General features: G+C 47.9%; 13 protein-coding genes. 11 read left to right on the top strand and 2 right to left on the bottom strand.

Going from position 1 to position 12,274, the window contains the following annotated elements; all coding sequences use genetic code 11:
- Positions 1-70 precede the first annotated feature (70 nt).
- The 7 genes from ACI3EZ_RS06940 (at position 71) to ACI3EZ_RS06910 (ending at position 4,298) form a co-directional block, all read left to right on the top strand.
- Positions 71-469: a hypothetical protein gene (locus ACI3EZ_RS06940; protein ID WP_405025942.1), complete on the top strand. Its 399-nt coding sequence runs from the start codon at positions 71-73 to the stop codon at positions 467-469.
- Between the two features lie 660 nt (positions 470-1,129).
- Complete coding sequence (locus ACI3EZ_RS06935) at positions 1,130-1,666, top strand: hypothetical protein (RefSeq protein WP_405024373.1); 537 nt, start codon at positions 1,130-1,132, stop codon at positions 1,664-1,666.
- Positions 1,667-1,753: 87 nt separating this feature from the next.
- Entirely contained in the window at positions 1,754-2,350 is a 597-nt protein-coding gene (locus ACI3EZ_RS06930; RefSeq protein ID WP_405025941.1) for a hypothetical protein, read from the top strand.
- A gap of 26 nt (positions 2,351-2,376) precedes the next feature.
- Positions 2,377-2,685 (top strand): DUF4176 domain-containing protein, encoded by a 309-nt coding sequence (locus ACI3EZ_RS06925; RefSeq protein ID WP_405025940.1) that lies wholly within the window; start codon positions 2,377-2,379, stop codon positions 2,683-2,685.
- Positions 2,685-2,969, top strand: a complete 285-nt coding sequence (locus ACI3EZ_RS06920) for a hypothetical protein (protein ID WP_405025939.1) — start codon at positions 2,685-2,687, stop codon at positions 2,967-2,969. The genes ACI3EZ_RS06925 and ACI3EZ_RS06920 overlap by 1 nt, the downstream gene beginning before the upstream one ends.
- Before the next feature lie 589 nt (positions 2,970-3,558).
- Positions 3,559-3,702 (top strand): DUF4176 domain-containing protein, encoded by a 144-nt coding sequence (locus ACI3EZ_RS06915; protein ID WP_405025938.1) that lies wholly within the window; start codon positions 3,559-3,561, stop codon positions 3,700-3,702.
- A gap of 272 nt (positions 3,703-3,974) precedes the next feature.
- A complete protein-coding gene (locus ACI3EZ_RS06910; RefSeq protein ID WP_405025937.1) occupies positions 3,975-4,298 on the top strand; it encodes a hypothetical protein in 324 nt (107 codons plus the stop codon).
- A gap of 335 nt (positions 4,299-4,633) precedes the next feature.
- On the opposite strand, the gene ACI3EZ_RS06905 is transcribed toward ACI3EZ_RS06910, so the two are convergent.
- Together ACI3EZ_RS06905 and ACI3EZ_RS06900 are read right to left on the bottom strand one after the other, a co-directional pair.
- Positions 4,634-4,879, bottom strand: coding sequence for a DUF2922 domain-containing protein (locus ACI3EZ_RS06905; RefSeq protein ID WP_405025936.1), 246 nt, complete (start codon positions 4,877-4,879; stop codon positions 4,634-4,636).
- A 32-nt stretch (positions 4,880-4,911) separates the two neighbouring features.
- Entirely contained in the window at positions 4,912-5,121 is a 210-nt protein-coding gene (locus tag ACI3EZ_RS06900; protein WP_405024411.1) for a DUF1659 domain-containing protein, read from the bottom strand.
- A 209-nt stretch (positions 5,122-5,330) separates the two neighbouring features.
- Here ACI3EZ_RS06900 and uvrB point away from each other — a divergent pair, with 209 nt between their 5' ends.
- From uvrB to yvcK, 4 genes are all read left to right on the top strand, one after another.
- The gene (gene uvrB / locus ACI3EZ_RS06895) at positions 5,331-7,334 is read left to right on the top strand and encodes an excinuclease ABC subunit UvrB (protein WP_405025935.1); all 2,004 of its coding nucleotides are present in this window, start codon (positions 5,331-5,333) and stop codon (positions 7,332-7,334) included.
- 15 nt (positions 7,335-7,349) lie between these two features.
- Entirely contained in the window at positions 7,350-10,256 is a 2,907-nt protein-coding gene (gene uvrA / locus ACI3EZ_RS06890) for an excinuclease ABC subunit UvrA (protein WP_405025934.1), read from the top strand.
- Positions 10,257-10,352: 96 nt separating this feature from the next.
- Positions 10,353-11,243, top strand: a complete 891-nt coding sequence (gene rapZ, locus ACI3EZ_RS06885) for an RNase adapter RapZ (RefSeq protein ID WP_405024414.1) — start codon at positions 10,353-10,355, stop codon at positions 11,241-11,243.
- The gene (gene yvcK, locus ACI3EZ_RS06880; protein ID WP_405024415.1) at positions 11,240-12,256 is read left to right on the top strand and encodes a uridine diphosphate-N-acetylglucosamine-binding protein YvcK; all 1,017 of its coding nucleotides are present in this window, start codon (positions 11,240-11,242) and stop codon (positions 12,254-12,256) included. The genes rapZ and yvcK overlap by 4 nt, the downstream gene beginning before the upstream one ends.
- Positions 12,257-12,274: the final 18 nt, after the last annotated feature.

The raw sequence follows: 12,274 nt of genomic DNA, 5'->3' as shown, positions 1-12,274 counted from the left end.
AATCTGTTAAACCTAACATGAAAGATGAACGCAACGGATGAACAAATAAAATAAGAAACAGGAAATCAAAATGAAAAAGAAAATTAATTGGAACACGATAACAGTGACAGTGTTAGTAGTCTTAGGGCTGGTGTTAGGGATAAAAATTACCAGGGGAATTATTGTGCAGCACGAAGAAAAAATTAAGCAGCATGAAGAGTTGGCTAGTTTGGTGAAGGAAGAAGAACCAAAAATTAAGCAATGTATTCACGAACAAGACAAAAGCTCCGTTATTAAGACTGTAACAATTGAATATGGAAAAACATATATGACTCCAATGCATTTTGTTGAAATTAAAGGATATGTAAACAACAATAAAAAATTAAAAATAGGAGTGGAAGCGTCTGTTACTTTTAAGAACGGTAAGCCCTATTTAGCAGATTTCGATTTAAGTGAGTCGGCCGATTTAGACAAGTTAACAAATTGGTAATTTTAACACAAGTTGACGGTAGTCCGTCTGAATTTAATAAAAGTGCTGCTGAAGTAACTATTTCCATGGAAGTTGCTGTAGAGGGCGCCACTGTATTAGTCACTAGAGGAATCGTTACCGTTACAGTATAAGAACGCGAAATCTTCAGCTTAAATGGTAGCACCCGATTTGTCGGAAAGTGAGATTATTGGTGCTTTTCATGATGTTGGTTAGGTACGTTACTGAATCATGTTGGAAGTTAAACCGACGGGTGGGGGAGCTAAACAGCACCGCAGAACAAGCGCTGGGAAATACTACAGATCAAAGCAATGTGAGTTGGATGTCAACAATATCGAGTGCAGCTCAATTATTTAATGTAGGAGGAACAAATGAGCGTATGGAGTGCAATTGAAGACGGATATTAATCATAAATTAACAGGTATCGTAAACGACTTGGGAACGGTATTGTTTGGTGAGGTTGGAATTGTATCTGGATATGAGCAGGAGTGAGATTCTGGAAGAAGTGTAATAGGTGCGGCCATTAGAGAGGGAGAAAAACAGGTTTTTGATGGTCCTGTTGGTATAGCAGCTGGTGCTGCAGTTAGTTATGAGACCAATAAATATATAGATTCATGGGTTGATAAGAAATTTAATCATGCAATAGATGGGAGATAATGGGATATGTATAAGGTTCGTTTCGTTAAATGGGGAGAGATTACACGGCGTGGTTCTAAGAAAAATGAACGTACGTTAGTGTCTTTTGATTTAAAAGAGCATAAGTTTGTGAAAAGAAAGAATAATTTTAAAGGGCAAAGGACTGAGGATGTTGTTGTTGCTGCGCTATTAGTAACATTTCTTTTAGGCTCGTTTGATCATATTTCCGATATTCCAATGCGTATCCATTGGCTAATAGGAGTAGTTGTAGGACTTATGGGAATATGTGCATTTCACTTTAAACATCAGAATAATCCTAATGATTTTGAAAATATTTCCTCTGAAAAAATCGTGAAGGATGCTAATAAAACTTTGATTAGAGCAATAGGATTGCTTGTTGCTATCGATGTGTTAATAATTGCTCTTTATTTTTTAAAAAAATGTTTGGGTACGTGTCTATTGGTTTATTTTGCCATTTTTATAACGGCTGTGTTTGTTCTGACATATATTGAAATGGGATATGTTTGGATAAAATATGTGCGACCTCATAAGTATAAAATTTAATAAGGGGTGAGAATTTTGTTGCCAATTGGAACAGTAGTGAAAACGAAATTGCGTAGGTAGAATTATTGGTTAAAGGAGGCCGTCGTTGTGATACGAAGGGGTAACTTTGATAAGCCACGTTTTTTACGATACGGTTTCTTAAAAGCACATGAAAATCACGATGATAAGAAAGGTCATAGCACACTAATTTGCTTTGACAAACAGAAGAAGAAATTTGTTCGTTTAAAACATGACTTTGTTTCGTGGAATGGAAGTTCGTATATAGTTGGACTGGTACTGTTATATCCATTTGTTGCACCTTTTTTAAAGTGGACGGAAAAGTTTCAGTTTAAATTTCATTGGTGGTTTTGGGTGATTGCGGTCGTTATTGGCATGATTAATTACGAGTTTGAACGCCGGAACGACGCAAAAACTTTTGAAGACGTTGAGGTAACTGATGAAGTAATTGACTCTAATACTAATTATATTTTGTTATTTGTGTGCCTGCTTCTTTTTGATGCTTTTATTGCGTGGTTTGTTCTCAGTGATTATCCGAACTTTGATTTTGGTGATATGGTTATTTCTTTTGCAATGACCTTTTTTACCATTGGGTATGTGTGTTTGGTTATTGAAGGACTATACGTTCATTTGAAGTACGTAACTTGGCCGAGTATAAAAAAGTCAATAAAGAATAATAAAAGATAACAGAGATTAAAGGAAGAGTTGTTTTCATGTTACCGATTGGTTTAATTGTAAAAACAAAGTTTTCAAAGAATGATTCAAAACTAATAATTGTATCAATCATGCCAGAAAGTACTATATCTGGTGAGAAAGGTTATTACGATTACGGTGCATTTTTGTATCCCATAGGACAAATGGGGGATAAGATGGCGTTTTTCAATGACGCTGACGTTACTGAAGTAATCTATAAGGGCTATGAAGACGACCAATGGCGTAAATTTGATGAGTATGTGGTCGGTCAAATTAATAAGAGAGAGATTAAGATTCCCCATTTAACTGCAAAGGAACGTGAGGAATAGTGTTTTACCAGTCGGATATGGAAGATAGTGGCAAATATGCTCTAAAAAGGACAGGAATAACGTTATTATTTGCTGAGGAAGTCCACAAAAGTGAAGGATTACGAAAATCTCTTGAACTAACTGCATTAAAGACTGTGGTGGATGGTGCAATTGATTTTGGAGTTGATTCTTTTTTCTCAGCATTCGATGAATTTCTTGGCCCGGTTGAAACGATTGCTAGAATATATATTTCAAGTAAACTAGATGACAAAATTAATAAGGTAATAGATAGATACGTGGGGTGAAAGGTTTTGAAGAGGGGAAACTACGATAGGCCGCGAATTTTACGCTATGGTTTTCTGAAAGCACATGAGGAACATCATGATGGTAAAGGACATAAAACATTAATTTGCTATGACAAACAAGAACATTGCTTTGTACGGCTAAAACACGATTTCATTTCAAATCGTGGAGTTACTTTTGTAATGGGAGTAATGTGTACTCTTCCGTTTTTTAATTCGTTTACTAACTGGTTAAGTGGATTTCATCTAACGTTTCATTGGTGGATGTGGTTGATTGCAATTATTATTGGTTTACTAGGTTACGAGGCTAATCGACGGAACGATGCAACTCAGTTCGAGAAAGTTGAACCAAACGAGGAAGTTATTAATTCTCATGTTAAATATTGTTTACTGTTTGTTTTAGGATATATTCCGTTGGATTTAGTACTACTATCTACAATTCATTGGGGCCAATATCCATATTTGCAATTAGATGATGTTATGATGATTTTTATGATTGTATATGTGAATACTATGCTGTTATACCTTATACTAGAGGGTCTTTATGTACGTATTCGTTATGTAAGGTAAATATATAAAAAGGGATGTTTTCATGTTACCGATTGGCTCGGTTGTGAAAACAAAATTTTCAAAAAACAATTCAAAATTAATAATTGTATCAATCATGCCAGAAGGTACTATATCTGGGGAAAAGGGTCATTACGATTACGGCGCATTCTTGTATCCCATAAGATAGATGGGGGATGAGATGCCGTTTTTCAATAAGGATGATTTTACTAAAATGGTCACACAAAAATATCAGTTGGAAATCCAGTTAATCACGTAGAGCAATTAATCGGGGAATGCGTGGCATTGGATATGGACGAAAGTGCTGGGATAGGATATTAAAATAGGATTGCATCATTTTTTACCGAGGAATCTAAATTTCACATTTTATGTTCAATTTGACCTCGCATAAATTATTTGAATTGATAGACTGGTTTTGTTCGGTAACCCAAGGAGGAGCCAATGAAACCAGTCCATTTTGAATACGTATTGTCTTCGTCGCGGGAACGGGTTATCCATGCAGCCTTGCACCGGCTTCACCTTACTCCGGGGAGTCCGCTTTATGAAGATCTTTTCGTGGAGGGGCAGTTGCTTTTCGCGGCGGCCTACGCCGACTATTGCGCCCGGTTTACCGCTCAAGACGAACACCAGATTATTATGTATGCCAGCCAGCGCATCCGGTGGGGATTAATCGATTATCTCCGGCGGGAACGGCGTCACCAAAAAACCGTCAATTACGGTCTAATCCCCGCCGCAGTAGGGGGGGGGGCAGCGCGCACCTGGTAACTCATTTTCTACCGGCTGAAACAATTGAAGCTCAGCAGCTTCTTAACCAGGTTTTACAGGAGGCTTCTACCGGAGAGCGCATCTTTTTAATCGGACGTTTGACCCGTAATTTATCGGTTAGGGAGATTGCCTGCGAGGCCGGGGTGGCCCCCGGTACGGTTTACCGGTGGCGTCGACAGTTATGGGCACGGATGATGCGGCTGCGGAATGAGACGTAAAGGGTTTGGGGGCCAGGAGCCGGGCACACTGGGCGTAATTAAGAAACAGAATATAATTTTTTCAAAATAAAATGGGGATGGTTGTAACCATCCCCATTTGTTCGGTAACCAGTGTGCTTAGTGTGTCACTGGTGCTGCTTTCTCTTCCTTGAAGAGTGATGCAGCCGTCGTATCGACGTACTCTGCGGCCACTGGGTGTGCCAGCAGTTCACTGCCATCCGCAGCAACAAAAAGTTTAAGTCCGCTCAATTGGTCCATGATCTGGTGAACGGTATCCTTATCATGAGCGGTGGTGACGTTGGTGAGCCGAACGCGACGTGTTTTTCCCTGGCTATCCCGGAACGTGAGGTTCAGTACTTTCATTTAGATTCCCCCTTTCAGTGGTGCGATGGTGACTATTGAACCGCAATCGTGCGGTTCCCTGTCAACATGATTGTCTTAACCGGTTCATCGGTTAGCTGACTAATCAGTTTAGCAAACTGCTGAATGGTCTGATCGGTTGCCGTGGGGTTGACGTTGTTAAACGCCCGCTGGCGTAACCGGGCACTGTCCTTGACGGTGCATCCCAGCCGGATACTGAGCTTATTCCAATGATCGTTATTCATGGCGCTTCCTCCTGGTGATTATTTTGTAAGCTTACACTCTTAATAACGAAGCAGCCGGTAATTTTTGACGGGGAAGAAAATATTTCGTTAAAAAAAGAAGGGGAGGTGGTAATCCGGGGCGCGGTTCGCGTAGTCGGTGTGATGCGAAAGTATGTTCGGCGTGGTAGAATAGAATTACTTTAAGTTAGTACGAATGGAGGGAAGTGCGCATGATTGAACGGCAGGCGGACCGCCAGTTTGAGTTGGTGTCCAAGTACCGCCCGACGGGGGACCAACCCCAGGCTATTCAGCAGTTGACAGCGGGAATTCAAGCCGGAACGAAGGAACAGATTCTTCTGGGGGCGACCGGGACGGGGAAGACCTTCACGATTTCTAATGTGATTGCGCAGGCTAATAAGCCAACGCTGGTGTTAGCCCATAATAAGACGCTGGCCGGACAGTTGTATAGCGAGTTTAAGCAGTTCTTTCCGCACAATGCGGTTGAATACTTCGTTAGTTATTATGATTTTTACCAACCGGAAGCGTACGTTCCGTCCAGTGACACGTACATTGAGAAGGATTCCAGCATTAACGATGAGATTGATAAGCTCCGGCATTCTGCGACGAGTTCGTTGTTGGAGCGCAACGACGTAATTGTGGTGGCATCGGTCTCCTCCATCTTCGGGTTGGGGGATCCGGTGGAATACCAGAAACACGTGATTTCCCTGCGGGTTGGGCAGCAACTTGAGCGGGATGATTTGTTACGTGCGTTGGTTGATATTCAGTACGACCGTAACGACATTGACTTTCAACGGGGGCGGTTCCGGGTACACGGTGATGTCGTCGAGGTATTCCCGGCGTCCCATGATGAGCGGGCGTTGCGGATTGAATTTTTCGGGGACGAAATTGACCGGATGCGTGAAATTGATCCGCTGACCGGTGAGGTGTTTGGTGACCGCGATCACGTGGCCATCTTCCCGGCATCCCATTTCATGATTGATGGGGTGCACCTGGATGCGGGTATCAAAGCTATCCAGCAGGAACTCGAAGAGCGGGAGACTTACTTTGAAAAGGAGGGGAAACTGCTGGAAGCCCAACGACTCAAGCAGCGGACCACCTATGATATTGAGATGTTGCGCGAGATGGGGTACTGTCCGGGGATTGAGAACTACTCAGCACCATTGGAAGGCCGAAAACACGGTCAACCACCGCACACGTTGCTGGACTTTTTCCCGGATGATTTTCTGATTGTGGTCGACGAGTCCCACGTGACGATGCCGCAGGTGCGCGGGATGTACAACGGCGACCTTGCGCGCAAGCAGGTGTTGGTGGATTATGGGTTCCGCTTACCTAGTGCGGTAGATAACCGGCCACTGAAGCTTAACGAGTTTGAACAGCACGTCCACCAGATTATCTATATGTCTGCAACACCCGGGCCGTACGAGCTAGACCGAACCACCCACGTGGCCGAACAGATTATTCGGCCAACGGGGTTACTGGACCCCAAGGTTGAGGTGCGGCCGGTGATGGGCCAGATGGATAACCTCGTGGGGGAAATTAATAAGCGCGTTGACCTGAACGAGCGCGTGTTTGTCACGACCCTTACTAAGAAGATGGCCGAGGATTTGACGGATTACCTTAAAGACCTAGGAATTAAGGTGAAGTACCTCCATTCGGATATTAAAACGCTGGAGCGGACGAAGATTATCCGCGACCTGCGACTCGGCAAGTTTGATGTCTTGGTTGGAATTAACCTCCTGCGGGAGGGGATTGACGTGCCGGAGGTTTCCCTGGTGGCTATCCTGGACGCTGACAAGGAAGGCTTTTTGCGTAACGAACGCTCGTTGATTCAGACGATTGGGCGGGCGGCCCGAAACGAGCACGGTCACGTCATCATGTACGCGGACGAGGTAACGGCGTCGATGCGGGCGGCCATTGATGAAACGAAGCGGCGGCGGACCCTCCAGCAGCAATATAACCAGGAACATCACATTACACCGCACACGATTAAGAAGAAGATTAGCGCGGCTATTTCAGTGACGAACGGGACACCGGAAAATACGGATGAACCCGAAAATGAGGTTGAGTTTAGCAAGATGAGCCGGGCCGAGCAGCACGAGTTGATTAACAACTTAAAGCAGCAGATGCAGCGGGCGGCCAAGGAACTAAACTACGAGGAAGCCGCGACGCTCCGGGATACGATTATGGAATTGAAATTACAGATTGGTGAGTAAACGGAAGGTGAAAGTGTGGGACAGAATAAGATTGTGATTCACGGAGCGCGGGAACATAACTTGAAAAACATTGACGTTACGATTCCTAAGAACAAGTTAGTGGTGGTAACGGGATTATCCGGCTCCGGAAAGAGTTCACTGGCATTTGACACGTTGTATGCGGAGGGGCGCCGTCGGTACGTGGAAAGTTTGTCGGCGTACGCCCGCCAGTTTTTGGGGCAGACCAGTAAACCCGACGTGGATGCGATTGACGGGCTCTCACCAGCCATCTCCATTGATCAGAAAACGACGTCCCATAATCCGCGTTCAACGGTTGGCACGGTGACGGAAATTAATGATTACCTGCGGTTATTATGGGCCCGGGTCGGCACGCCGGTTTGTCCGCACGATGGTCACGTGATTACGCGGCAATCCCCCCAACAGATGGTTGAACGAATTCTGCAGTTACCGGAGCGAACCAAACTCCAACTGTTGGCGCCGGTGGTGCGGGACAAGAAGGGGCAACACAAGCAGGTATTAGCTAAGATTCGCCGGGCCGGGTTTGTCCGGGTAATGGTCGACGGGGAACGTTACGACCTGGATGAGGTGCCGGCACTTGAAAAGAATAAGAAGCACGCCATTGCGGTGATTGTTGACCGGATTATTGTCAAACCGGGGATCCGCTCCCGGCTCTTTGATTCAGTGGAGGCGGCCCTCAAACTAACCCATGGGTTTATGACGGTCGACGTGATCGGTGGTGCTCCTTTGCAGTTTTCCGAAAATTTTGCCTGCCCATACTGCGGGTTTACGATTGGGGAGCTTGAGCCGCGCTTGTTTTCGTTTAACGCACCGTACGGGGCTTGCCCGGCGTGTGACGGGTTAGGCCATAAGATTGAGGTTGATCCTGATTTAGTTGTTCCAGATAAGCGCTTGTCGCTTGAAGAAGGCGCGGTAGCGCCGTGGAACTCTGCAACGGCGCAGTACTACCCGACAATGTTGCGGCAGGCCTGCCGGCAGTTTGGCATTCCCCTAGACGTGCCGTTTGAAAAGCTCAGTAAAGCTGATCAGCACACCGTTTTGTACGGGGCCGGGGAGCGGCAGTTCCACTTCCAGTTCCAAGGAAGTGAAATGGGCGGCGCCCGCGACCTTGATATGCAGTTTGAGGGGGTTATCCCCAATGTTGATCGGCGCTACCATAGTAGCGGTAGCGACTTCACCCGCGAACTGTTGCGCAAGTACATGACGACACTTCCCTGTCAGCAGTGTCACGGGTACCGGCTTAACGAGCGGGCGTTGGCCGTGCAGGTTGGCGGCAAAAACATTGGTGAGGCTACGGAACTACCGGTGGTGGCCGCAGCGAAGTTCTTTAGCGGGTTGACCTTTAATGCGCAGGCCGAACAGATTGCCCGGCCGATTCTCAAGGAGATCAACGATCGGTTGACGTTTTTAAATAACGTCGGGTTGGATTACCTGACACTCAGCCGGTCGGCGCGGACGCTTTCTGGGGGTGAGGCCCAGCGGATTCGGCTGGCAACCCAGATTGGGTCCAATCTGTCCGGGGTAATGTATGTTCTGGACGAACCGTCAATTGGCCTTCACCAGCGGGATAACGGCCGGTTAATCAGATCACTCCAGCAGATGCGTGATCTGGGGAACACCTTAATTGTTGTGGAGCACGACGAAGAAACGATGTGGGCGGCTGATTATCTGATTGACATTGGTCCCGGCGCGGGCGCTAATGGGGGACAGGTTATGGCAGCTGGGACTCCCAAGCAGGTGGCCCGGAGCCGGAAGTCCCTCACCGGGCAGTACTTGTCCGGGAAGAAGGTTATCCCGGTACCGGCAACCCGTCGTGAAGGAAACGGACATGCCGTTACGGTTTACGGGGCGGCGGCGAATAACCTTAAGCAGATTGACGTGGCGTTTCCGCTCGGAAAGTTTATCGCGGTGACGGGTGTATCGGGCTCCGGAAAATCCACGCTGGTTAACCTGATTTTAAAGCGGGCACTAGCGCAGAAGTTAAATAACAGTTTGGTTAAACCAGGAGCCTACCGGAAGATTACGGGGGTTGAGCACCTCGAGAAGGTCATTGATATTGACCAAACCCCGATTGGGCGGACGCCGCGGAGTAACCCGGCCACGTATACCGGGGTGTTTGATGACATTCGCGGGTTGTTTGCGACGACTAACGCCGCTAAGATGCGCGGGTACGGGAAGGGCCGCTTTAGCTTTAATGTTAAGGGGGGCCGGTGTGAGGCGTGTCACGGGGATGGCATTATTAAGATTGAGATGAACTTCCTGCCGGACGTGTACGTGCCGTGTGAGGTCTGTCACGGCACGCGGTATAACTCCGAGACGCTTGAGGTGGAGTATAAGGGCAAAAACATCGCCCAGGTACTGGCAATGACGGTTGATGAAGCGCTTGAATTCTTTGATGCCATCCCTAAGATTCGGCGGAAGTTGCAGACGATTGCCGATGTTGGGTTGGGGTACGTCCAGCTTGGCCAGCCAGCAACGACCTTATCCGGCGGGGAAGCCCAGCGGATGAAGTTGGCAAGTGAGTTGCACAAGAAGAGTAACGGGAAGACGTTTTACATTCTGGACGAACCCACAACGGGATTGCACGCCGATGATATTAACCGCCTGTTGGGCGTGCTGCAGCGGTTGGTTGATAAGGGCAACACCGTTACGGTGATCGAGCACAACCTCGATGTTATCAAGGTGGCTGACCACATCATTGATCTCGGCCCTGAAGGCGGGGACGGTGGGGGAACGGTCGTGGCCACCGGAACACCGGAAGAAATTTGTAGGGTACCGGAAAGTTATACGGGCCGGTATTTAAAAGACAAGGTGCATCAAGGTGCGGAGCCGTCCCGCCAGGCAAATAAATTAAGGCGGGCCGCTGAGCGGGAAAACCGGTCAGGGAGAATTACGGGGAGGTAGCCCGGGTAAATTCTGGTTAGAACAAGGTGCACAGCCGTAAAAGGTCCTATGCTATAATTTCCTTTGAAACCGTAAACCAGAGAGGAGGTTGCTGGGATGGCCAATGATATGGACCTGGTAATTATTACTGGAATGAGCGGTGCAGGGAAGACCGTGACCATGCAAAGCTTCGAGGATCTCGGGTACTTCTGCGTGGATAACATGCCCCCACTGCTCTTACCGAAGCTGATGGAGTTGTTGCATAACTCAGCGGAATACAAGCGGGTGGCGCTGGTAATGGACGCCCGCTCACCTAAATTTTATAAGGAAATCGTGAACGTCCTTCAGGAACTGGATACTCAAGGGGGGGTCCAACCCCGCATTGTATTTCTGGATTCATCTGACGAGGAACTGGTGGCCCGCTATAAGGAAACCCGCCGGTCCCACCCGCTTGCGATGGGCGGCCGGATACTGGACGGAATTAAAAAGGAACGGGCGATGCTGGCAGAAATGCGGGCGCGGGCGTCGGTCGTAATCGACACGTCAACGATTAGCCCGCGGCAATTGCGGGAAAAAATCTTCCAGAGGTTTGCCACCGCGGACAGTGAGCCGTTTCACGTCCAGGTCATTTCGTTTGGTTTTAAGTACGGGCTTCCGATTGATGCGGACGTGGTGATGGATGTCCGCTTTTTACCTAACCCGTACTACGTTCCAGAGTTAAAGGAAAAAACGGGGATGGATAAGGACGTGTACGACTACGTTATGAATTCTCCGCGAACCGAGGAATTTTACCAGAATTACCTGAAAACGTTGCGCTGCGCGTTGCCGGGGTACATTGATGAGGGGAAAACGAGTCTGACGATTGCGATTGGGTGTACTGGTGGCCAGCACCGGTCCGTGGCAATTGCCCGGCGGTTGGCAGCGGACCTCAAGCAGGATGGCCAGTACCCAGTCCGGCTTTTTCACCGGGATAGTCAACGGAGAAAGGAGACCGTGAACCGCTCATGAAACTCACAGTTCATGGAAGAAAGCCCCGCGTTGTCGTGATTGGCGGGGGAACGGGGTTGCCCGTGATTTTAAATAACCTGCGTGCTTCCGGGGCGGACATTACGGCCGTCGTGACGGTTGCTGATGACGGGGGGTCGTCAGGAATTCTGCGGAACTACGTGAACGTGGTGCCACCCGGTGATATCCGCAATGTCCTGGTTGCCTTGTCGCGGCTGAGTGACTTTGAAAAGGAAGTTTTTCAGTATCGTTTCCGGTCTGACGACCACTTCTTTGCGGGTCACGCGATGGGGAACCTCATCATTGCGGCGATGACTGAGATGATGGGGGACGACATCTTTGCGACCGTTCAGAAATTAGCGGAACTCATGCGGGTTGACGGTCACGTTTATCCGGTCGCTAATACGCCTCTCGTCCTCAACGCCGAGTTTGCGGACGGGACCACCCTGGCCGGGGAATCTGAGATTTCCGGAATCGAAAAGACGATTAAGCGGGTGTGGGTGACAACCCTTGATGGGAGTAAACCCGCTGCCGTTCCTGAGGTGATCGCGGCGATTATGCATGCTGACCAAATTGTATTAGGGCCAGGAAGCCTGTTTACCAGCATTTTGCCCAACTTGATGATTGAAAACGTGCGCGTGGCGCTCCAACAAACCCCCGCTGAAGTGGTGTACATCTGCAACATCATGACGCAGAAGGGCGAGACTGAGCATTTCACCGATGCCGACCACGTGCGGGTGCTGAACGACCATTTGGGCGGGCACTACATTGATACGGTGCTGGTTAATAATGAACAGGTTCCCGCTGATTACATGGACCGGCAGCGGTACGACGAGTACCTCGATCAAGTACGGTACGATTTTGGGGGCCTCCGGGCGCAGGGGTGCCGGGTAATCTCCGATAATTTCCTGCGGCTCCGTGATCACGGGGTGTTTCATAACGGGTCAAAGGTCGTAGCGGAACTCACCAAGTTAATGGGGCGGCCCCGGTCGTGGGATGCGAACGAATACAATTAAGGTAAGGGAGGGGTCGGT

Origin of the sequence: Ligilactobacillus sp. LYQ60, assembly GCF_045033015.1 — a bacterium.
Lineage (GTDB): Bacteria > Bacillota > Bacilli > Lactobacillales > Lactobacillaceae > Ligilactobacillus.
This window is presented reverse-complemented; position numbering and strand designations above follow the sequence as displayed.